The sequence below is a fragment of the Hydrogenophaga sp. genome, assembly GCF_035481345.1.
Classification (GTDB): domain Bacteria; phylum Pseudomonadota; class Gammaproteobacteria; order Burkholderiales; family Burkholderiaceae_C; genus Hydrogenophaga.
Map to the genome: position 1 here is coordinate 56,706 of NZ_DATIGV010000046.1, position 20,948 is coordinate 77,653.

At 69.8% G+C, this 20,948-nt stretch carries 22 protein-coding genes; 8 read left to right on the top strand and 14 right to left on the bottom strand.

What is annotated here, in order from left to right:
• Position 1: 1 nt before the first annotated feature.
• Positions 2-976, top strand: coding sequence for a tripartite tricarboxylate transporter substrate binding protein BugE (locus VLG41_RS04920; protein ID WP_414652442.1), 975 nt, complete (start codon positions 2-4; stop codon positions 974-976).
• Positions 976-1,893, top strand: coding sequence for a site-specific tyrosine recombinase XerD (xerD, locus tag VLG41_RS04925; protein WP_325348282.1), 918 nt, complete (start codon positions 976-978; stop codon positions 1,891-1,893). Before VLG41_RS04920 ends, xerD begins: the two co-directional genes overlap by 1 nt.
• A gap of 6 nt (positions 1,894-1,899) precedes the next feature.
• Here xerD and VLG41_RS04930 read toward each other — a convergent pair whose 3' ends face one another.
• The 5 genes from VLG41_RS04930 to VLG41_RS04950 form a co-directional block, all read right to left on the bottom strand.
• On the bottom strand, positions 1,900-2,481 hold the full coding sequence (locus VLG41_RS04930; protein ID WP_325348283.1) for a DUF1439 domain-containing protein: 582 nt from the start codon (positions 2,479-2,481) through the stop codon (positions 1,900-1,902).
• A 103-nt stretch (positions 2,482-2,584) separates the two neighbouring features.
• On the bottom strand, positions 2,585-3,751 hold the full coding sequence (locus VLG41_RS04935; protein ID WP_325348284.1) for a sensor histidine kinase: 1,167 nt from the start codon (positions 3,749-3,751) through the stop codon (positions 2,585-2,587).
• Positions 3,748-4,776, bottom strand: a complete 1,029-nt coding sequence (locus VLG41_RS04940) for a sensor histidine kinase (protein ID WP_325348285.1) — start codon at positions 4,774-4,776, stop codon at positions 3,748-3,750. Before VLG41_RS04940 ends, VLG41_RS04935 begins: the two co-directional genes overlap by 4 nt.
• A 132-nt stretch (positions 4,777-4,908) precedes the next feature.
• Positions 4,909-6,303 carry an ATP-dependent RNA helicase DbpA gene (gene dbpA, locus VLG41_RS04945; protein ID WP_325348286.1) on the bottom strand — a complete coding sequence of 465 codons (1,395 nt, stop codon included), beginning with the start codon at positions 6,301-6,303 and terminating at the stop codon, positions 4,909-4,911.
• A 45-nt stretch (positions 6,304-6,348) separates the two neighbouring features.
• Positions 6,349-7,221 carry a ferritin-like domain-containing protein gene (locus VLG41_RS04950; protein WP_325348287.1) on the bottom strand — a complete coding sequence of 291 codons (873 nt, stop codon included), beginning with the start codon at positions 7,219-7,221 and terminating at the stop codon, positions 6,349-6,351.
• A gap of 48 nt (positions 7,222-7,269) precedes the next feature.
• Here VLG41_RS04950 and VLG41_RS04955 point away from each other — a divergent pair, with 48 nt between their 5' ends.
• The gene (locus VLG41_RS04955; RefSeq protein WP_325348288.1) at positions 7,270-7,794 is read left to right on the top strand and encodes a gamma carbonic anhydrase family protein; all 525 of its coding nucleotides are present in this window, start codon (positions 7,270-7,272) and stop codon (positions 7,792-7,794) included.
• A gap of 34 nt (positions 7,795-7,828) precedes the next feature.
• Entirely contained in the window at positions 7,829-8,806 is a 978-nt protein-coding gene (locus VLG41_RS04960) for an Hsp33 family molecular chaperone HslO (RefSeq protein ID WP_325348289.1), read from the top strand.
• Between the two features lie 3 nt (positions 8,807-8,809).
• On the opposite strand, the gene VLG41_RS04965 is transcribed toward VLG41_RS04960, so the two are convergent.
• Genes VLG41_RS04965 through VLG41_RS04995 form a run of 7 tightly spaced genes read right to left on the bottom strand, consistent with a single transcriptional unit; the run spans position 8,810 to position 14,476 of the window.
• Positions 8,810-9,457: an ATP-binding protein gene (locus VLG41_RS04965; RefSeq protein ID WP_325348290.1), complete on the bottom strand. Its 648-nt coding sequence runs from the start codon at positions 9,455-9,457 to the stop codon at positions 8,810-8,812.
• A 35-nt stretch (positions 9,458-9,492) separates the two neighbouring features.
• Complete coding sequence (locus VLG41_RS04970) at positions 9,493-9,768, bottom strand: septum formation initiator family protein (protein WP_325348291.1); 276 nt, start codon at positions 9,766-9,768, stop codon at positions 9,493-9,495.
• Positions 9,769-9,775: 7 nt separating this feature from the next.
• Positions 9,776-11,059: a phosphopyruvate hydratase gene (gene eno / locus VLG41_RS04975; RefSeq protein WP_325348292.1), complete on the bottom strand. Its 1,284-nt coding sequence runs from the start codon at positions 11,057-11,059 to the stop codon at positions 9,776-9,778.
• Between the two features lie 31 nt (positions 11,060-11,090).
• Positions 11,091-11,522: a type VII toxin-antitoxin system HepT family RNase toxin gene (gene hepT / locus VLG41_RS04980; protein WP_325348293.1), complete on the bottom strand. Its 432-nt coding sequence runs from the start codon at positions 11,520-11,522 to the stop codon at positions 11,091-11,093.
• Positions 11,519-11,941, bottom strand: a complete 423-nt coding sequence (gene mntA, locus VLG41_RS04985) for a type VII toxin-antitoxin system MntA family adenylyltransferase antitoxin (RefSeq protein ID WP_325348294.1) — start codon at positions 11,939-11,941, stop codon at positions 11,519-11,521. The genes hepT and mntA overlap by 4 nt, the downstream gene beginning before the upstream one ends.
• The gene (gene kdsA, locus VLG41_RS04990) at positions 11,938-12,795 is read right to left on the bottom strand and encodes a 3-deoxy-8-phosphooctulonate synthase (RefSeq protein WP_325348295.1); all 858 of its coding nucleotides are present in this window, start codon (positions 12,793-12,795) and stop codon (positions 11,938-11,940) included. The genes mntA and kdsA overlap by 4 nt, the downstream gene beginning before the upstream one ends.
• Positions 12,796-12,805: 10 nt before the next feature.
• Positions 12,806-14,476 carry a CTP synthase gene (locus tag VLG41_RS04995; protein ID WP_325348296.1) on the bottom strand — a complete coding sequence of 557 codons (1,671 nt, stop codon included), beginning with the start codon at positions 14,474-14,476 and terminating at the stop codon, positions 12,806-12,808.
• Positions 14,477-14,590: 114 nt separating this feature from the next.
• On the opposite strand from VLG41_RS04995, the gene coaBC reads away from it, so the two are divergent.
• On the top strand, positions 14,591-15,808 hold the full coding sequence (gene coaBC / locus VLG41_RS05000; protein WP_325348297.1) for a bifunctional phosphopantothenoylcysteine decarboxylase/phosphopantothenate--cysteine ligase CoaBC: 1,218 nt from the start codon (positions 14,591-14,593) through the stop codon (positions 15,806-15,808).
• Between the two features lie 37 nt (positions 15,809-15,845).
• On the opposite strand, the gene VLG41_RS05005 is transcribed toward coaBC, so the two are convergent.
• Positions 15,846-17,102, bottom strand: coding sequence for an NIPSNAP family protein (locus VLG41_RS05005; protein ID WP_325348298.1), 1,257 nt, complete (start codon positions 17,100-17,102; stop codon positions 15,846-15,848).
• Positions 17,103-17,178: 76 nt separating this feature from the next.
• Here VLG41_RS05005 and VLG41_RS05010 point away from each other — a divergent pair, with 76 nt between their 5' ends.
• The 3 genes from VLG41_RS05010 to VLG41_RS05020 all read left to right on the top strand — a co-directional run bounded on the left by VLG41_RS05010 (position 17,179) and on the right by VLG41_RS05020 (position 19,781).
• The gene (locus VLG41_RS05010; RefSeq protein WP_325348299.1) at positions 17,179-18,180 is read left to right on the top strand and encodes a YafY family protein; all 1,002 of its coding nucleotides are present in this window, start codon (positions 17,179-17,181) and stop codon (positions 18,178-18,180) included.
• Positions 18,177-18,800 (top strand): nitroreductase family protein, encoded by a 624-nt coding sequence (locus VLG41_RS05015; protein ID WP_325348300.1) that lies wholly within the window; start codon positions 18,177-18,179, stop codon positions 18,798-18,800. The genes VLG41_RS05010 and VLG41_RS05015 overlap by 4 nt, the downstream gene beginning before the upstream one ends.
• Positions 18,801-18,917: 117 nt before the next feature.
• A complete protein-coding gene (locus VLG41_RS05020; protein ID WP_325348301.1) occupies positions 18,918-19,781 on the top strand; it encodes a putative selenate ABC transporter substrate-binding protein in 864 nt (287 codons plus the stop codon).
• A 16-nt stretch (positions 19,782-19,797) separates the two neighbouring features.
• Here the strand turns inward: VLG41_RS05020 and VLG41_RS05025 are convergent, their stop codons facing one another.
• Positions 19,798-20,925 carry a substrate-binding domain-containing protein gene (locus VLG41_RS05025; RefSeq protein WP_325348302.1) on the bottom strand — a complete coding sequence of 376 codons (1,128 nt, stop codon included), beginning with the start codon at positions 20,923-20,925 and terminating at the stop codon, positions 19,798-19,800.
• Positions 20,926-20,948: the final 23 nt, after the last annotated feature.

The window sequence follows — 20,948 nt, forward strand, 5'->3', positions numbered from 1 at the left end:
GATTTCTCGCCGCACCGCGCTGGCCAGCGCCGCTGCCGTCGCCGCCCTGGGCATCCATGGCCTGAGCCTGGCCCAGGGTTTCCCGAGCAAACCGATCACGCTGCAAGTGCCCTTCGCACCAGGCGGAACCACCGACATCGTGGCCCGCGTCGTCTCCGAGCCGCTGGCCAAGGCCCTGGGCCAGAACGTGATCGTGCTCAACCGGGCCGGCGGCGGCGGCGTGGTGGGCGCTCAGGAACTGGCGCGTGCCGCGCCGGACGGGCACTACGTCGGCATGGCCACGGTGTCGACCACGGCGGCCAACCCCGCGATCAATCCGAAGATTCCGTACGACACGCTCAACGATTTCACGCCCATCATCAACATCGCGGCCACGCCGAACGTGATCGCCGTGCACCCGAGCTTCCCGGCCAAGGACTTCAAGGCGTTTCTGGCCGAGGTGAAAAAGAGCCCGGGCAAGTACAGCTACGCGAGTTCGGGCACCGGTGGCATCGGCCACCTGCAGACCGAGCTGTTCAAGAGCCTGACCGGCACCTTCATCACCCACATCCCCTACCGCGGCGCGGGCCCGGCCCTCAACGACACCATCGGTGGTCAGGTGCCCATCATCTTCGACAACCTGCCTTCGGCGCTGCCTCACATTCTGGGTGGCCGCCTCGTGGCGCTGGCGGTGGCGGCACCGCAACGCGTGGCGGCGCTGCCCAATGTGCCGACCTTCAAGGAGCTGGGCCTGGAGCCGGTGAACCGCATGGCCTACTACGGCCTGATCGGGCCCAAGGGCATGCCGGCCGATGTGGTGAACAAGATCCATGCCGCCACCACCGAGGCGCTCAAGGACCCGGCCGTGCGCAAGCGCATCGAGGAAACCGGCTCCGTCGTGGTGGGCAACTCGCCGAGCGAGTTCGCCGCGCAGATCAAGGCCGAGTTCGAGGTCTACAAGCAGGTGGTGGCCAAGCAGAAGCTGCGCCTCGACTGATGGCCGATCCGAAGAAGGCCGACGAGCACCCCACGCTGTCGGCCTTCATCGACAGCCTCTGGCTCGAAGAGGGCTTGTCGCGCAACACGCTCGACGCCTACCGCCGTGACCTCGCGTTGTTCGACGCCTGGTTGCGCGCCAATGCCAAGGCCTTGCCCGACGCGGGCGAGACCGATATCCACGGCTACTTCGCCGAACGCCACGCGCAGACGCGCGCCACCACGGCCAATCGACGGCTCACGGTGTTCCGGCGCTACTTTCGCTGGGCCCTGCGCGAGCGCTTCATCACCGCCGACCCGACCCTGCGGCTGTCGCCCGCGCGCCAGCCCCTGCGCGTGCCCAAGACGCTGAGCGAGGCCCAGGTGGAGGCGCTGCTGAACGCGCCCGACGAGGCCACGCCGCTGGGCCTGCGTGACCGCACCATGCTGGAGTTGATGTACGCCAGCGGCCTGCGCGTGAGCGAACTCGTCACGCTCAAGACCTGGCACCTGGGCCTGGTCGAGCAGGTGCTGCGCATCACCGGCAAGGGCAACAAGGAGCGGCTGGTCCCCTTCGGGCAGGTGGCGGGCGACTGGCTGCAGCGCTACCTTGCCGAAGGCCGGCCCGCGATCCTGGGTGGCCTCGCAAGCGAGGACCTGTTCGTCACCTCGCGCGGCGCGCGAGCGGGCTCGGCCATGACGCGGGTGATGTTCTGGCAACTGGTGAAACGCTACGCGCGCGAGGCCGGCATCACGGCGCCGCTGTCGCCGCACACGCTGCGCCACGCCTTCGCCACGCACCTGCTCAACCACGGCGCCGACCTGCGGGCCGTGCAGATGCTGCTGGGCCACGCGGACATTTCGACGACGACCATCTACACGCACGTGGCGCGCGAGCGCTTGAAGACCGTGGTGGCGCAGCACCACCCGCGGGGGTGAGCGTGCCTACAGCGGCTTGAGCACCAGGCCGATCACCAGGCCGGTGTCCGTCACCGTGATCGGACCGGGTTGCATGCCCATGGCATCGATGGCCTTCAGGTCCTGCGGCTGCAACTGGTGCAGCACCACCTCCTGCAGCGACTGCGCGGCCAGGGCGGGCGCGTAGGCGTCGAGCAGCTTCACGACGTCGGGCCGCAGCGTGGGAAAGCGCAGGCGGCTCAAGCGCAGATCCTGCGCGCGCAGTGTGCGATCGCTGGCCTCGTAGCGAAGGGTGAAGTCGACGTCGAAGCTGCCTTCGTGAGCGCGGTGCAGGGCCGGGCCGCTGGCCTCGATCGCCATCTCGGCAAGCAGGCGGTTCTGGTCGGGCAGTGTGCGCAGCTGCGGCGTGCGCACGTGCAGGTCGAACAGGCCTGACGCCGGGTAGCGCAGCGGGAAGCGCCGGGCGAGGGCCTGTTGCAACTGCCCCGTCGAGACGCGGTGGCCCGACGGCCCCGCGTCCGGCTCGGACCCGGCCGCTGTGGCCAAGGCCAGACCACCGAGCGCGGTGGACGCCAGGGGCAGGGTGATGAGAAGGGTTCTGCGGCGCATGCAGCCGGTTCGACGCGCACCGCCGCGGCGGGTTCAGCCGCAAACGTCTCCAATTGTGCGAACGCGCGGCTGCGCCTGCGCCCATCGCGGCGTCGGTGCGAGCTCAGTCGCCCAGGGTGAAATACATCGTCGCACCGCGGCCCACTTCGCCTTCGGCCCAGATCTCGCCACCGTGGCGCTGCACGATGCGCTGGGCGATGCTCAGCCCCAGGCCCGAGCCGCCGTAGTGCTGCTCGTCGTGCAGCCGGAAGAAGGCACTGAAGAGCCTGTCGGCGTGCACCATCTCGAAACCGCAGCCGTTGTCGCGCACGTAGTACACCGTGCGCCCCCCCTGGTTCTGGCGACCCAGCTCGATATAACCCTGGCGGCGCTCGCGCGTGAACTTCCAGGCGTTGCGCATCAGGTTGTCGATGACGCTGCGCATCAGCGCGTGGTCGGCCTGCACGTGCAGGTCGTCGGCGATGTCGATGCGCACGTCGCGCCCGGGCTCGGCCTCGCGCAAGGCGCGTTCCACTTCACGTGCCAGCGCGCCCAGGTCCACGTCGGCCCGCAGCAGCGGCGCGCGCGAAAGCTTCGACAGGCTCAGCAGGGCGTCGATCAGCTCGCCCATGCGGCGCGCCGCATGCGCCATGCGCTCCAGCATCTGGCGCCCTTCGTCGCCCAGTGCGTCTCCGTGGGTTTCGATCAGGATCTGGCTCAGGCCGGAGATCGCGCGGATGGGTGAGCGCAGGTCGTGCGCGGCCGTGTGGCTGAAGGCCTCGAGTTCTCGCACGTGCTGGCGCAACTCGGCGGTTCGCTCCACCACGCGCTCTTCCAGCTGCTCGTTCACGCGCCGCACGGCCTCCAGCGACTGCTGCAGCTGGGCCTGGCTCTCGCTCAGCGCGGCCTGCACCTCGTGGCGCTCCAGGGCCATCTGGACGGTGGCGTGCAGCTCGCGCTCCGAAAACGGCTTGATGAGGTACCCATACGGCCGCGTGCGCCGCGCGCGTTCCAAGGTGGTGTCCTCGGAGTACGCGGTGAGGTAGATGATCGGCAGATCGAAGTCGCGGTTGAGCGTCGACGCCAGCTCGATGCCGTCCATCTCGCCCTTGATGTGGATGTCCATCAGCACGAGATCGGGCCGCTCGCGGGACACCAGCGCCAGGCCCTCCTGGCCGGATTCCGCCAGGCCCGTGATGCGGTAGCCCATGTGCTGCAGCCGCTGCTGCAGGTTGAACGCGACGATGCCTTCGTCTTCGACGATCAGGATTTTCGAGGCGCTTGCGGTCATGAGTCCCCTTCCAGTTCGAAGCGCAGCGTGAACCGGGTGGGGTTTTCGCGCTGAATCTCCATGGTGCCGTTGAGCTGGCGCGTGAGCAATTGAACGAGTTGCAGGCCCAGTGTGGTGGTTTGCTCCAGGTCGAGCGAGGCGGGGATGCCGTGCCCGTCATTGCTGACGGACAACTCGATCGTGCGCTCGCCGTGCTGCTGCACCGCGACGGTGATCTGGCCGCCGCGCCCTTGCGTGTACCCGTGCTTGAGCGCATTGCTCACCAGCTCGTTGATGACGAGGCCGCAGGGAATGGCCTCGTTGATCGGCAGCTTGACCTCGTGCGCGTCGACCGCGATGGACACCAGGCCTGCCACCGAGCGGTACGACTCGGTGAGGCTGGGCAGCAGCTCGTCCAGGAAGCGCTGGAAGTCCACGCGCGCGAAGTTGCGCGACTGGTACAGGGTCTGGTGGATCAGCGACATCGAACGGATGCGGTTCTGGCTGTCGCGCAGCACTTCGACCACTTCGTGGTCGTTGAGCTTCAGGGCCTGCAGGTCGAGCAGGCTGTGGATCACCTGCAGGTTGTTCTTCACCCGGTGGTGCACCTCGCGCAGCAGCAGGTCCTTTTGCGTGAGCGCGTCCTGGATGCGTTTCTCGGCCTGCTTGCGCTCCGACAGGTCCAGGATCACCGAGAGGATCATGGTGCCTTCGCCGGTTTCCACCGGGTTGATGCCGATCTCCACCGGAAACTCGCTGCCGTCCCTGCGCCGCCCGCTGAGGTCGCGGCCCAGGCCCATGGGCCGCGCGGTGGTCTCGGCCAGGAAGCCCTGGCGGTAATGGGGGTGGGCGGCGCGGTAGCGTTCGGGAATGAGGGACTCGACGGGCCGGCCGATGAGTTCGCTGGCCTCATAGCCGAAGGTGGTTTCGGCCAGTTGGTTGAGCCGCGTGATCTCGCCGCGCTGGTTGACGACGATCATCGCAACGGGCATGCGGTGGAACGCCTGGCCCAGGTAGTCGTCGAGCTCGATCCGGCTGTTCGGCATGGCGGTGCCTCCTCCATGGCGGGCATGCTATGTCACGAAACGTATCGACTCAATAGCGGGTGTGGCCTCGGCACCGCATCTTGGTGTTGCTGCAGTGCAGCAGAGCCGCTGGGACCCCCTTTCGGGCAGATATCAATCTTCCAGCACCCGCACCTTCACGCCCTTGCCCTTGATGCGGCCCGCGTTGAGCCGGCTCGCCGCCTGCTGGGCGATGCCGCGCTCCACCGCGACGTAGGTGGACCACTCGTTCACGTTGATCTTGCCCACCTGCTCGCGCGTGTAGCCCAGGTCGGCCGTGAGCGCGCCCAGCACGTCGCCGGGGCGGATCTTTTCCTTGCGGCCGCCCTGGATGTGCAGCGTCGCCATGGGCGGCACCAGCGGGCCCTCGCCGGTGGGCACGAGCTCGCTCAGGGGATGCCAATCCGAGGCGCGGCCCTGCAGCTGTTCGATGCGGCCCACGCTGCCCATCTCGTCCAGGCTGGCCAGGTTCAGCGCCAGGCCGCTTTCGCCGGCGCGGCCGGTGCGGCCGATGCGGTGCACGTGCACCTCCGGGTCGGGCGTCACGTCCACGTTGATCACCGCGGCCAGGCTGGCGATGTCGAGCCCGCGCGCGGCCACGTCGGTGGCCACCAGAACCGGGCAGCTGCGGTTGGCGAAGCGCACCAGCACCTGGTCGCGCTCGCGCTGCTCCAGCTCGCCGAACAGCGCCAGCGCGCCGATGCCCTGGGCGCGCAGCACGGCCACCAGGTCGCGGCACTGGGCCTTGGTGTTGCAGAAGGCCAGGGCATTCGCCGGGCGAAAGTGCGCGAGCAGGCGGCTCACCGTGTCCAGGCGCTGGGCCTCGCTCACCTCGTACCAGCGCTGCTCGATCGAGGGGCCGGCGTGCCGGGCCTCCACGTTCACCGTGACCGGTTCGCGCATGAAGCGCGAGGCGAGCTGCTGAATGCCTTCGGGGTAGGTGGCGGAGAACAGCAGGGTCTGGCGCGCGGCGGGGCACTGCCGCGCCACGGTGGCGATGTCGTCGAAGAAGCCCATGTCGAGCATGCGGTCGGCTTCGTCCAGTACCAGGGTGTTGAGTGCGTCGAGCGCCAGGCTGCCGCGCTCCAGGTGGTCCATCACGCGCCCCGGCGTGCCTACCACGATGTGCGCGCCGTGCTCCAGCGAGGCGAGCTGCCCCCGCAGCGGCACGCCGCCGCACAGCGTGACGAGCTTGATGTTGTCGGCCGCGCGCGCGAGGCGGCGGACCTCGGTGCTCACCTGGTCGGCCAGCTCGCGCGTGGGGCACAGCACCAGCGACTGCACGGCGAAGCGGCGCGGGTTCAGCTTGGCCAGCAGCGCCAGGGCGAAGGCGGCGGTCTTGCCGCTGCCGGTCTGGGCCTGGGCAATGAGGTCTTTGCCCAGCAGGGCGGGCGGCAGGGCGGCGGCCTGGATCGGCGTCATGGCCGCGTAGCCCAACTGCTCCAGGTTGGCCAGCGTGGCGGGGGAGAGGGGGAGGGTGCTGAAAGCGGTCGAGGGGGCGGAAGTCATCCCCGATTGTCCCGGTTTGTGTCGGCTCGTCCCGGTTTCAGGGACTCAGGGGTCGAGCAGGGCGTCCAGTTCGGGCTGGCTGAAGCCGGCGGCCCGCCGCGCCGCGTCGTTGAAGGGCGGCCTCAGGCGCGGCGCCGCGTGCTCGCGCGCCAGGCGGCGGTAGTGGGCCAGGGGCTCGATGCCCTGCTGCGCGCACAGCCAGCCGTACCAGCGGTTGCCCACCGCCACGTGGCCGATCTCATCGCGCAGGATGATGTCCAGGATCTCCACCGCGCGCTGCGCCTCCTGCTTCACCTCGCGCGCCGTCACTTGGCGCAGGCGCGCCTGGATCAGCGGCGTGGCGTCCAGGCCGCGCGCCTCCAGGGTGCGCGGCACCAGGGCCATGCGGGCCAGCGGGTCGTGCTGCGTCTTCACGCACATCTCCCACAGGCCGTCGTGGGCGGGGAAGTCGCCGTAGCCGTGGCCCAGTTCGCCCAGCAGATCGCGCAGCAGGCCGAAGTGCGTGGCCTCCTCGTGCGCCACCTGCAGCCACTGGCGGTAGTAGTCCAGCGGCAGGCCGGGGAAGCGCCACAGGGCGTCCAGGGCCAGGTTGATGGCATTGAATTCGATGTGCGCGATGGCGTGCAGCAGGGCCGCGAGGCCGTCGCGCGTGAAGGGCGAGCGCTGGGCCACGGCCTGCGGCGGCACCAGTTCTGGGCGTGCGGGGCGGCCCGGCAGGGCCAGGTCGAGGTCCGGCTTGATGAGGGCCGACGCGGCCCAGGCAGATTCGTCGTCCGCGCCCAAGGCGCGCCAGCGTTCCCACAGCGTGTGCGTGGCCGCCACCTTGGCCGAGGGCTCGGCCGTGCACAGCGCGGCCAGGGCCTGCTCCCGCAGGCAGGGGGGCTTGTCGCGCGTGGGGGACGATAGGGTGGGGGGCATCCCTACAATTCTAGGTTTCGACCCCCCAGCACCCGAGGAGACCGCCGCATGGCACTGTATGAACTCGATGGCGTGGCGCCGACGATGGCCGAATCGGCCTGGGTCGCGGACAGCGCGCAAGTCATGGGCAACGTGCACCTGCACGAGGACAGCAGCGTCTGGTTTGGCGCCGTGCTGCGCGGCGACACCGAGACCATCACGGTCGGCAAGGGCAGCAACGTGCAGGACGGCACCGTGATGCACGCCGACTACGGCTTCCCGCTGGTGGTGGGCGAGCGCGTCACCATCGGCCACCAGGTCATGCTGCACGGCTGCACCATCGGCGACGAGTCGCTCATCGGCATCGGCGCCACCGTGCTCAACGGCGCGAAGATCGGCAAGAACTGCCTGGTGGGCGCGCGCGCCCTGGTGACCGAGGGCAAGGAATTCCCCGACGGCTCCATGATCCTGGGCAGCCCCGCCAAGGTGGTGCGCCAGCTCACGCCCGAGCAGATCGAGGGGCTGCGCCGCAGCGCGGCCCACTATGTGGAGAACGCCGAGCGCTACCGCAAGGGCTTGAATCGCGTCGGCTGAGCACCATCTGCCGACCTTTGCTTGAAGGAAATCCGTGTCCGAGCTCCACAAATTCGTGTTCGAAGGCCTGCCGGTTCGCGGCATGCTGGTGCGCATCACCGACGCCTGGCAGGAGATCCTGCAGCGCCGCGCGCAGGCCGGCGGCTACCCCGCGGCCGTGACCGAACTGCTGGGCGAGATGACGGCCGCGGCCACGCTGATGCAGGCCAACATCAAGTTCGACGGGGCCCTGGTCATGCAGATCCATGGCGACGGCCCGGTGAAGCTGGCCGTGGCCGAGGTGCAGCCCGACCTGCGCCTGCGCGCCACCGCGAGTGTGGACGGCGAGGTGGCCGAGGACGCGCCGCTGTCGCACATGGTCAACGTCACCAACCAGGGCCGCTGCGCGATCACGCTCGACCCGAAGGACCGCCAGCCCGGCCAGCAGCCCTACCAGGGCGTGGTCTCGCTGTTCGGCGATCGGCGCGAGAAGCTGGAAAAGCTCAGCGAGGTGATCGAGCACTACATGCTGCAGAGCGAGCAGCTCGACACCAAGCTGGTGCTGGCCGCGAACGACAAGATGGCCGCCGGCTTGCTGATCCAGCGCCTGCCGCTGCAGGGCGAGGGCAACCTCGCGGCGCAGTCGCAACAGCGCGACGAGGACCAGATCGGCCGCAGCGAGGACTACAACCGCATCGCCATCCTGGCCAGCAGCCTCAAGCGCGAGGAACTGCTGGAACTGGACGCCGACACCATCCTGCACCGGCTGTTCTGGGAGGAGAACCTGCGCCGCTTCGACCCGCTGCTGGCCGGCGCGGGGCCGCGCTTCGCCTGCACCTGCTCGCGCGAGCGCGTGGGCGGCATGCTGCGCTCGCTCGGCCGCGACGAAATCGAGTCCATCCTGGAAGAGCAGGGCCAGATCGAGGTGAACTGCGAGTTCTGTGGCGCGGGCTACGCCTTCGACCCGGTGGACGCGGCGCAGATCTTCCTGCAGCCGCTGGCCCAGCCGCCCGGCACCGACCGGCCGCAGTGAGCCTCAGGCGCCGCCGCGGCGCGCCAGCAGGGCGCTGAACAGGCGGTGCTCGCAGTCGGGGTCGCTGCAGGCCTCGCACTGCCAGCGGCCCGAGCCGTCGCGCAGCAAGGGGTCGTCGGGCAACAGCTCGCGGCCCAGCGCGGCACCCACGGCACGCAGCGCGGCGCCCAGGCGCTGTGTGCCCTGGCCATAGATGGTCTGAAAGCCGATGCCCGAGCCCTGCAGCTCGCGACGCAGCACGGCGTCGGTGGCCTCTCGCACGGCGGGGCTGTCGCGGAACAAGCCGTCGGACACCCAGGGCAGGTCCAGGCCCATCAACAGCGTCAGGCCCAGGCGGCGCTGCGCGGCCAGGGCCTCGGCCCAGAGGCCTCGGTCGTTGAAGTAGAGCTCGCTGTAGGCCGCGACCATGAGCGCCGTGGTGTCGGCGATCACCACCTCGGCGCGCGCCGATTCGATCAGACGGGTCTGTTCGGCCGCGATGGCGGCCTGCTCATGGGCCTGCGGGGCCCGGCCGGCCGCCTCGCACCAGGCGCGCAGGTGCTCGGGCACCAGCGCGCAATCGATGCCCTGCGCCTGCAGGGCGGCGTGCAACTGCCGCGCCAGCGTGGACTTGCCGCTGGACTCGCCGCCGAGCAGCGACACCGTGAGCATGGGCGACGGGGAAAGGGGGCGCCGACCCGCGGGGATCAGCGCGCGATCTGAACGAAGATCTCGTTGGGCTTGACCATGCCGAGGTCCTGGCGCGCCAGTTCCTCGACCATCTCCAGCCCCTCCTGCAGGTCGCGCAGCTCGCTGGCGATCTGTGCGTTGCGCTGCTTGGCCAGTTCGTTCGCCTCTTGTTGCGCGGCCAGGTCGCGGCGCAACTGCGCCACCTGGGGCACGCTGCCCCGGCCGAACCAGAGCTGCGCGTGCAGCACCAGCAGCAGCGCGACCAGCAGGCCGGGGATAAGGCGGTTGGCCATCAGTGGATCAGCGGAGGTTGTAGAACGCGGCGCGGCCGGGGTACACGGCCACTTCGCCCAGGTCTTCCTCGATGCGAAGGAGCTGGTTGTACTTGGCCATGCGGTCCGAGCGCGAAAGCGAACCGGTCTTGATCTGGCCGGCGTTGGTGCCCACGGCGATGTCCGAGATGGTGTTGTCTTCCGTCTCGCCGCTGCGGTGGCTGATGACGGCGGTGTAGCCCGCGCGCTTGGCCATCTCGATGGCGGCGAAGGTTTCGGTCAGCGTGCCGATCTGGTTGATCTTGATCAGGATCGAGTTGGCGATGTCCTTCTCGATGCCTTCCTGCAGGATCTTGGTGTTGGTGACGAAGAGGTCGTCGCCCACCAGCTGCACCTGCTTGCCCAGGCGCTCGGTCAGGTGCTTCCAGCCGTCCCAGTCGCCTTCGGCCATGCCGTCCTCGATGCTGACGATGGGGTACTTGTCGCACCAGGTGGCCAGCATGTTGGTCCACTCCTCGGCGCTGAGCTGCAGGCCTTCGCCTTCGAGCTCGTACTTGCCATGCTTGTAGAACTCGCTGGCGGCGCAGTCCAGGCCCAGGGCGATCTGATCACCGGCGGTGTAGCCAGCGGCGGCGATGGCTTCCATCAGCAGTTGCAGCGCGGCCTCGTGGTTGGCCACGTTCGGTGCGAAGCCGCCTTCGTCGCCCACGGCCACGCTCATGCCCTTGTCGTGCAGGATCTTCTTGAGCGCGTGGAACACCTCGGCGCCCCAGCGCAGGGCCTCGCGAAAGCTCGGCGCACCCACGGGGATGATCATCAGCTCCTGCAGGTCGAGGTTGTTGTTGGCGTGCGCGCCGCCGTTGATGACGTTCATCATCGGCACGGGCATCTGCACCGCGCTCATGCCGCCGAAGTAGCGGTACAGCGGCAGGCCGGCTTCCTCGGCGGCGGCACGCGCCACGGCCATGGACACGGCCAGCATGGCGTTGGCGCCCAGGCGGCCCTTGTTCTCGGTGCCGTCCAGGTCGATCAGGGTCTTGTCCAGGAAGGCCTGCTCCGACGCATCGAGGCCCAGCACGGCTTCGCTGATTTCGGTGTTGATGTGCTCCACCGCCTTGAGCACGCCCTTGCCCAGGTAGCGGCTCTTGTCACCGTCGCGCAGCTCGATGGCTTCGCGCGAGCCGGTGGACGCGCCCGAGGGCACGGCCGCGCGGCCCATCACGCCGCTTTCCAGCAGCACGTCGCATTCGACGGTGGGGTTGCCGCGGCTGTCCAGCACTTCGCGGCCGACGATGTCAACGATGGCACTCATGAATCAAGGGTCCTCAGGTCAAAGTTGGAAATCAAGGGGTGTTCAGGTAACGCCGCAGAAGCAGGCTGGCAAAACGCTTCAGCCCGTCCAGTTCGTCGCGGATCACGCGCTCTGCGATGGTCAGATCGGGCGCATCGTATTCGTGCACGGCCACGTTACGGAAGCCGACCATGCGCTGCAGCGTGGCCACCAGTTCGTCGGCCACGCCCGCTCTGCCGCCCAGCAAGGCGAACATTTCGCGCGCGCCCTGCGGGAAGCCCCAGCCTTCGTGCGCGATGACCATGTTGTCCATGTCGATGGCGAGTTCGCAGGCGCGCTGGACGTTGAGGATGGCGGCGTCCTGCCGGGTCTGGTCGTGACGAAAGTCAGTGGCCGCGGCCAACTCTTCTCGGGCCCGGGCTACGCACCGCTCAAGGCGAGCCGCCTTTTGCGCCAGGGCGTCAGCCAGAGGTGCCGTGCTCACGCTGCGCCTCCGCTGGTGGCCAATCGCTCGGCCAAGGCGCGCATCATCGGCTGCCGCCAGCGCTGAATGTGCTGGTATTCGGTGTGAAGAAAACCCGCGTACTGGATCAACGCCACCGGATCGCGCGCGAACAGCAGCCGGCCAGTGTCGAGCACCTGCACCTGCATCACGGTGTCCAGGCGCTGGAAGTCGAGCAGGTCGACGTCGATGCCCAGGCGTTGGCTGAGCGTGTTGGCCGCCTCCAGGCGATCGGCCATGGGCCAGGATCCGCTCGTCTGCACCGCAAGGTCCAGGTCGCTGCCGGCATGCCAGTGCCCCTTTGCTGCGCTGCCAAACAGCCAGATGGCGGTAGACGAAGGCACCACGTCCGCGACCGCTGCGGCAATGGTGTCGTCCGATGGCAGCGTGCGGGGTTTCATGCGTCGAACCGGTCCTCGAGGTAACCGTTCTTCTTGGTCACCGCGTCCAGCGCGAGCAGGGTTTCCAGCAGCGCGGGCATGTGCTTCAGGGGCACGGCATTGGGGCCGTCGCTCAGGGCCTTGGCCGGGTCGGGGTGGGTTTCCATGAACAGGCCGGACACGCCGACCGCCACCGCCGCTCGCGCCAGCACGGGCACGAACTCGCGCTGGCCGCCGGAGCTGGTGCCTTGCCCGCCGGGCAACTGCACGCTGTGCGTGGCATCGAACACCACCGGCGCGCCGGTCTCGCGCATGATGGCCAGCGAGCGCATGTCGGAGACGAGGTTGTTGTAGCCGAAGCTCGCGCCGCGCTCGCAGGCCAGGAAGCTGTCCTCGGGCAGGCCGGCCTCGCGGGCCGCGTCGCGCGCCTTGTCGATCACGTTCTTCATGTCGTGCGGCGCGAGGAACTGGCCCTTCTTGATGTTCACCGGCCGCCCGCTCTGCGCCACGGCGCGGATGAAGTCGGTCTGGCGGCACAGGAAGGCTGGGGTCTGCAGCACGTCGCACACGGCGGCGGCGGGGGCGATGTCGTCTTCGCTGTGCACGTCGGTGATGACGGGCACCCCGAGCTGCGCCTTCACCTTGGCCAGCACCGCCAGGCCGGCCTCGCGGCCCGGGCCGCGAAAGCTCTTGCCGCTGCTGCGGTTGGCCTTGTCGAAGCTGCTCTTGAAGATGAAGGGGATGCCCAGCGAGCCGGTGATCTCCTTCAGGCGGCCGGCCACGTCCATCTGCAACTGCTCGGACTCGATGACGCAGGGGCCGGCGATGAGGAAGAAGGGCTTGTCCAGGCCGACGTCGAATCCGCAGAGCTTCATGGGGATGTCCTCAGGCCAGGGCCTTGGCGGGCTGGCGCTGCGCCTGGTGCGTGAGCGCCGCCTTGATGTAGGCGTTGAACAGCGGGTGGCCGGCCCAGGGCGTGGACTTGAACTCGGGGTGGAACTGCACGCCCACGAACCAGGGGTGCACGGCCTGCGGCAGCTCGACGATCTCGGTGAGCTGCTCGCGCTGCGTCAGCGCGGAGATGACCAGGCCGGCCGCGCGCAGCTGGTCGAGGTAGTGCACGTTGGCTTCGTAGCGGTGGCGGTGGCGCTCGGTCACCACGTCGCCGTAGATGCTGTGCGCCAGCGTGCCCTTGGCCACGTCGGAGCTTTGCGCGCCCAGGCGCATGGTGCCGCCCAGGTCGGAGTTGGCGTCGCGCTGCTGGATGCTGCCGTCGGCGTCCTTCCACTCGGTGATGAGGGCGATGACAGGGTGCGGCGTGCCGGGCTCGAACTCGGTGCTGTTGGCGTCCTTCAGGCCGGCCACGTGGCGCGCGTATTCGATGGTGGCGACCTGCATGCCCAGGCAGATGCCCAGGTACGGCACCCGCGTTTCGCGCGCGAAGCGCGCCGCGCAGATCTTGCCCTCGATGCCGCGCTTGCCGAAGCCGCCGGGCACCAGGATGGCGTCGAAGCGGCCCAGCACCTGCGCCACGTTGGCCGGCGTGATGGTCTCGGAGTCGACGTACTCGATGGCGACCTTGGCCTGGTTCTTCAGGCCCGCGTGGCGCAGCGCCTCGTTGAGCGACTTGTAGCTGTCGGACAGGTCGACGTACTTGCCGACCATGGCGATCTGCACCGTGGCCTGCGGGTTCTCGACCGCGTGCACGAGGTCGTCCCAGCGCTTGAGATTGGCCGGCGGCGTGTTCAGGCGCAGCTTGTCGCAGATGAGGCCGTCCAGGCCCTGCTCGTGCAGCATGCGCGGCACCTTGTAGATGGTGTCCACGTCCCACATGCTGATCACGCCCCATTCGGGCACGTTGCTGAACAGGCTGATCTTGGCGCGCTCCTCGTCGGGGATGCGGCGGTCGGCGCGGCAGAGCAGGGCGTCGGCCTGGATGCCGATGGCGCGCAGCTCCTTGGCGGTGTGCTGCGTGGGCTTGGTCTTGAGTTCGCCCGCGGCGGCGATCCAGGGCAGGTAGCTCAGGTGCAGGAAGGCCGAGCTGTTGGGGCCCAGGCGCAGGCTCATCTGGCGCACGGCTTCCAGGAAGGGCAGGGACTCGATGTCGCCCACCGTGCCGCCGATCTCGACGATGGCCACGTCCACCGCGTCGGGCGTGCCTTCGCCCGAGCCTTTGCGGATGAATTCCTGGATCTCGTTGGTGACGTGCGGGATCACCTGCACCGTCTTGCCGAGGTAGTCGCCCCGGCGTTCCTTCTCCAGCACCGACTGGTAGATCTTGCCGGTGGTGAAGTTGTTGGACTTCCTCATGCGCGTTTCGATGAAACGCTCGTAGTGGCCCAGGTCCAGGTCGGTCTCGGCGCCATCGTCGGTGACGAACACCTCGCCGTGCTGGAACGGTGACATGGTGCCCGGGTCCACGTTGATGTACGGGTCGAGCTTGATGAGGGTGACTTTGAGGCCGCGCGATTCGAGCAGCGCGGCGAGAGACGCAGAAGCAATGCCCTTGCCCAGGGAGGACACCACACCGCCGGTGACGAACACGTATTTGGTCATGTCTCGGGCGAGCCCGCGGGCTCGCACAGGTGGGAAATTCCGATTATAGGTGGCCCCTCCCGGATGACCCGCCCGCCAGGGTGTTCATGGCCGGCGCTGCTACATTGCGCCTCCATGAGCGATCTCGCGGGAAAACACATCGTGCTGGGCCTCAGCGGCGGCGTGGCCTGTTACAAGGCGGCCGAGTTCTGCCGCGGGCTGGTCAAGGCCGGCGCCACCGTGCAGGTGGTGATGACCGAGGCGGCCGAGCATTTCATCACCCCGGTGACGATGCAGGCGCTGTCGGGCCGCACGGTCTACAGCTCGCAGTGGGACGCCCGCGAGGGCAACAACATGCCCCACATCAACCTCAGCCGCGAGGCCGACGCCATCGTCATCGCCCCGGCCAGCGCCGACTTCATGGCCAAGCTGCTGCACGGCCGCGCCGACGACCTGCTGTCCCTGTTGTGCCTGGCCCGGCCCATGGACCGCGTGCCGCTGCTGGTGGCCCCGGCCATGAACCGCGAGATGTACGCCCACCCCGCCACGCAGCGCAACCTGGCGCAACTGCGCGCCGACGGCACCGTGGTGCTGGGCGTGGGGGCCGGTGAACAGGCCTGCGGCGAGACCGGCGACGGCCGCATGCTGGAGCCGGACGAACTGCTCTACGAGGTGGTGCGTCACTTCCAGCCCAAGGTGCTGGCGGGCCGGCACGTGCTCATCACGGCCGGGCCCACCTTCGAGGCCATCGACCCCGTGCGCGGGCTCACCAACCGCTCCAGCGGCAAGATGGGCTTCGCGTTGGCACGCGCCGCGCACGAGGCCGGCGCGCAGGTCACCCTGGTGGCTGGCCCGGTGGCCCTGCCCACGCCGCGCGGCGTTCAGCGGGTGGACGTGATGTCCGCGCAGGAGATGCAGCGCGCCGTGGCGGCCAGCGCCGACGCGGCCGACGTCTTCATCGCCGCCGCCGCCGTGGCCGACTGGCGCCCGGCCAGCGCGGCCGGGCAGAAGATCAAGAAGGACGGCAGCGGCGAGGTGCCCGCGCTGGCCTTCGTGGAGAACCCCGACATCCTGGCCGGCGCGGCCGCCAGCCCCCGCGCCCGGAGCGGCGCGCTCTACTGCGTGGGCTTCGCCGCCGAAAGCCACGACCTCCTGGCCCACGCCCAGGCCAAGCGCGCGCGCAAAGGCGTGCCTTTGCTGGTGGGCAACATCGGGCCCGACACCTTCGGCCGCGACGACAACGCGCTGCTGCTGGTGGACGAGCGTGGCAGCACCGAGCTGCCGCGCGCCGGCAAGCTGTCGCTGGCGCGCCGGCTGGTGGCCGAGATCGCGCGCCGCCTGCCGCGCGGCTGAGCCGGTTCCTACCGGAGTCCTCGCGCGCTTGCGCCGTTCAGGCGTGGATCGCCGAGCGCGTGGTGGGCTGCAGCCGCAGGCACTGCGGGGCTCCCGCCAGCCAGTCCGATGGCTCGCCCTGCCAGGCGCGCGACCAGGCGCCGCTGCGCTCGAACGCCTCCAGCGCCGCCGGGTCGGCGAACACCGCGAACACCACCAGCACCGGCGCCCCCTCGCGCACGGGCAGGCGCGGAAAGTTGTTCGGCGCGTGCTCGGTGACGTACCAGCCCAGCACGTCAGCGCCGCCGCCGTGAAGGCACGGCGTGAGGGTTTCGCGGCAGTGGCGCAGCAGCTCCGCGCTCGCTGGTTCACGCAGGGGCAGCACCCGGGCGCTCAGCACGCCCCGGGGCGTCGGGCCCTCCGTGGCCGGTGCCCGATGGCGCCCTTGCATGGGAATGCCCGAGCCTGGCCAGGCGGGCCGCAGCAGCAGCACATCGTCGGAATCGATCATCGTGGCGTTGGCCGCGTCGCGGTGTTCTTGCCACACCGGACCGCCGTAAAAGGCCGCCAGGCCCCGGGCCCGGCTGGCCATGTCGGCGAAGCCGCGCAGCCACACGAATCGCTCGGGCGCGTCCAGGTCGCGGAACTGGCCCATCACGGCCATCGCCTCGGCTTCCTGCGGTTCGACGAACTCGCTGTCGAAGAGCCCGATCAGCGTGTCGCGCTGGCCCGGGTGCAGGGTGTACTGGCGCAGCTCGACCACCTGGCAGTCGATGTCGAGGGCCGGCACGTCGTCGGGGCACGGCGCGGCCACTCGCTCGAACGCCATGACCCAGTTGACCTCCCAGCTCTGCCCGCCATCGTCGGAGAAGGCCTGTTGCCAACGCGCCCGGTCGGCGCCCAGGCGCTGCCAGTGAAATCGCACGCGGATCGCGCGGCCTTCGAACACGTCTTCGCCTTCGAAGACGCCCTCGTCGCCATGGAAGCGGCCGACGACCGGCGCGTCCAGGTGGCCCGTCGCCGGGTCGATGCCACCGCCTTCGTTGGTGACCCAGTAGATGCTCCACAGGTTCGTGGCCGGGTTGAACACGCGCACCGACATGCCCACCCATCCTGGCCGCCAGTGCGGCGCCACCAGGGTGTCGAAGTTGATCACGCCGCCCGGCAGGTGCTGGTTGGTGGTGGTGGCGTCGAAGCTCTCCCAGTCGTCGCTGCCCTGCAGGCGGTGTTTCAGGCGCCGCTGGCGGGTGGTCCAGTGGCCGACGAGGAAGTCGAAATCGTGCGCGGCGGTGCTAGGGGTGGCGGGTGTGTTCATGGCGGGCGCCTCGTGCTGATGGGGTGCGCGATCCTCGCAGCACCAATACGACAAGGCATGTCATGATTGAACGACGATGAAAGCCAGCCGCCTGTTGTCCATCCTCATGCTGCTGCAGGCGAACGGCCGCATGACGGCCGGCGCGCTCGCCCGCACGCTCGAGGTGTCCGAGCGCACCGTGCTGCGCGACATCGACCAGCTCTCGGCGGCCGGTGTGCCGCTGTGGGGCGAGCGCGGCCACCAGGGCGGCTTCCAGTTGCAGCCCGGATGGACGACCCAACTCACCGGCATGACCGGGGACGAGGCCAATGCCTTGTTGCTCGCCGGCCTGCCGGGGCCGGCGACGGCCTTGGGATTGGGCGAGGCGGCGGCCTCGGCGCGCCTGAAGCTGGTGGCCAGCGTGCCGGCGCCCTGGCGCGACAGCGCGGCCGTGGTGGCGCAGCGCCTGCACATCGATCCGCTCGACTGGTACCGCGATTCGGACCACCCGGCCTTCCTGCGCGAAGCGGCGCAGGCGGTGTGGACCGGCCGCCGCCTGCAGGTGGACTACGCCAGCTGGCGCGGCTTGTCGCGGCGAGAACTGGAGCCGCTGGGCCTGGTGCTCAAGGCGGGCGCCTGGTACCTGGTGGCGCGCGAGGCCGGCGAGCCCGAGGTGCGCACCTGGCGGCTGGCCAGCGTGCGCGGGCTCGCCGTGTTGAAGGCGGGCGTGAGGCGCCCGCGCGGTTTTCACCTGGCCCGCTACTGGCAGGAATCGTCCGCGCGCTTCGAGGCCGACTTGCGCCCGCTGCGGGCCCGTGTGCTCGCGTCGCCGCGGGCGATGGTCTGGCTTGCCAACGCCCGGCTCCCGGCGGTGCCCGCGGTGGCCCCGCCACACGTGCGCATGCCCTCGGGCTGGTCGTGCCTCGCCGTGTCGCTCGAGTCCGTGGAACACGGCGCGCGGCAGATCCTGGGTTATGGTGCCGAGGTGGAGGCCATCGAGCCCGCTGCGCTGCGCGCGGAGGTCGAACGCCTGGCCAGGGCGGTTCACCAGCGCCATGCCGCGGTCCCTGCGACGACCACGTCCGTCCGATCGACATGAACACATCCCCCGTTTCAGCGCCGCCCAAGGACCCGCTCGCGCCCTTGCTCTCGCGCATCTCCGTCGGCACCCGCCACCTGCGCGAGCCCGCGCCTTCGCACGACGAGTTGTTGCGCATGGCCGCCGCCGCGCTGCGCGCGCCCGACCACGCCGGCCTGGTGCCCTACCGCTTCGCGGTGGTGCGCGGCGCGGCCAAGCAGCGCCTGGCCGATCTGTTCGAGGCGGCCGCCCTGGCGCAGGGCAAGACCGCCGAACAGGCGCGGCGCGACCGCGAACGCGCCACGGCGCCGCCCCTGCTGGTGGCCGTGATCGCGCGCATCGACGCCGGCCACCCGCTGGCCACCGTGCACGAGCAGTGGATCGCCCTGGGGGCCGCGCTGGCCAACTTCCTGACGGCCGCGCACGCCCTGGGCTACGGCGGCAAGATGCTCTCGGGCAGCAAGGTGCGCGACCACGCCGTCATGTCCGCCTTCTGCCGGCCCGGCGAAAGCCTCGTCGGCTGGATGGTGCTGGGCACGCCGCAGGGCGTGGGCCGGCCCAAGTTCGACAAACCGTCGCCCGCCGAGCTGCTCGGCGAATGGCCCGCCCCGCCGGGCCCGACCGACACGCCGCACCGTTAACATCCGCCGCCGGCCTTCGAGGCCAGCGGCCTTTGCGCCGCGGGCATGCCGCCTTCCCTGACCGCAAGGCTGCGCCCGATTCCCCGAGTCCTTTCCTCACTTCATCAGGAAGCCACCATGACCCGCTTCAACCCGCTCCATCGATTCCGCAACGCCCTTGTGCTGGGCCTCGGCCTGATCGCCGTCGCCGCCCAGGCGCAGCAGGTGTTCCGCCTCACCGCCATCCCCGACGAATCGCCCACCGAGCTCGCGCGCAAGGCCGCGCCGCTGGTGAAGTACCTCGAGGGAACGCTCGGCATGAAGGTGGAGTACACCCCCGTGACCGACTACGCCGCCGCCGTTGAAGCGCTGGTGAACAAGAAGGTCGACATGGCCTGGTTCGGCGGCTTCACCTTCGTGCAGGCCAACGCGCGCTCGGGCGGCAAGATCATTCCCCTGGTGCAGCGCGAGGAAGACGAGAAGTTCCGCTCGGTCTTCATCTCCAGCGACCCGGCAGTGAAGACCCTGGCCGACCTCAAGGGCAAGGACGTGAGCTTCGGTTCGCAGAGCAGCACCTCGGGCCACCTCATGCCGCGCAGCTTCCTGCTGCAGGCCAACATCAACCCCGAGAAGGACTTCGGCCGCGTGGCCTACAGCGGCGCGCACGACGCGACCATCGCCGCTGTGGCCTCGGGCAAGGTGCAGGGCGGGGCCCTCAACATCTCGGTGTGGGAGAAGTTCGTGGCCGACAAGAAGGTCGACACCGACAAGGTGCGCGTGATCTACACCACCCCGCCGTACTACGACTACAACTGGTCGGTGCACGCCGACATGCCCGCCGCGCAGCGCGAGAAGCTGGCGGCCGCGCTGCTCAAGCTGGACCGCGCAACGCCCGAAGGCAAGGCGGTGCTGGACCTGCAGCGCGCCACGCGCTTCGTGCCGACCAAGGCCGAGAACTACAAGGGCATCGAGGCCGCGGCGCGCAGCGCCAGCCTGCTCTGATTGCCGCGGCGGCGGCTCACCCCCACCACGGCAGCAGCCGCTTCATCGCCGCCACTTCGCCACAGTGGTCGGGCCGGTAGCCGGGCAGGGCGCTCAGGCGCTCCTGCCAGGCGCGGCCGCGCAGCCGCTCCAGCAGGCGCTTCACGGGCGGCTCCTCCAGGGTGTCCTTCAGGCACACCAGCAGGTAGCGCTCGTCCGTGAGCGGCACGAAGGCCAGGCCGGCGCTGCGCGCCGCGTACTCGGTGCCCAGGCCCACGTCGGCGCTGTCGCTGGCCACGGCGTGCGCCACCGCCGCGTGCGAACGCTCCACGCGCTCGTAGCCGTCGATGTCGGCGCTCGGCAGGCCGGCCTGCGCCAGCAGCTCGTCCAGCAGCAGCCGCGTGCCCGTGCCCTTGGCCCGGTTGACGAAACGCGCCTGCAGGCGCGCCACGTCGGCGATGTCGCGCAGCCGCAGCGGGTTGCCGGGCGCCACGACCAGGCCCTGCGTGCGCCGCGCGAAGCCGATGATCTTGTGCAGGCCCGGCTTGAGCAGCGGGCGGTACGTGCGCGCGGTCAGCGTGCTCGCGCCGGCGAACGGCTGCGTGTGAAAGCCCGCGATCTTGCAGCGGCCCTCGTTGAGCGCGCGGATGGCGTCCACGCTGCCGCAGAACTGCACGTCCAGGTGCAGCCGCTTCGCTTCCCCCTTGCCACTGCCACCCGGCTCGCGAGCGGCGAAGTCCACCAGCTCGGTCAAGGCGTGGTCGTGGCTGGCATACAGGGTCAGTTGCGCCTGCTCCGTGTCGTCGTCGTCGAGCATCAGCGCGAAGGCGCGCTCCAGTTCGGCGCGCAGGTTTTCCATCTGCGGCCCCAGCCGGGCCTGCGCCAGGCGCTCGGCCGCCAGCAGCTTCTCGCCGAAGGGCGTCAGGCGCGCGGCCTGGCCGCGCTCCCAGAAGATCAGGCCCTGGCCGAGATCGGCCTCCCAGTCCTTGAGCTGGCCCCACACATGGCGGTAGGACAGGCCCAGTTCGCGCGCGGCAGCGGAGATGGAGCCCGAGGCCTTGACGGCGTGCAGCACGTCCATCATGGGGTTGCGCAGCAGCGCCGATCCCTCGCCGGCGGCGCGTTCGCGCGTGCTCAGTTGGTACGCCAGCTCGATTCGTCGCATGGGCGCCGAGTGTGCATCAAGGC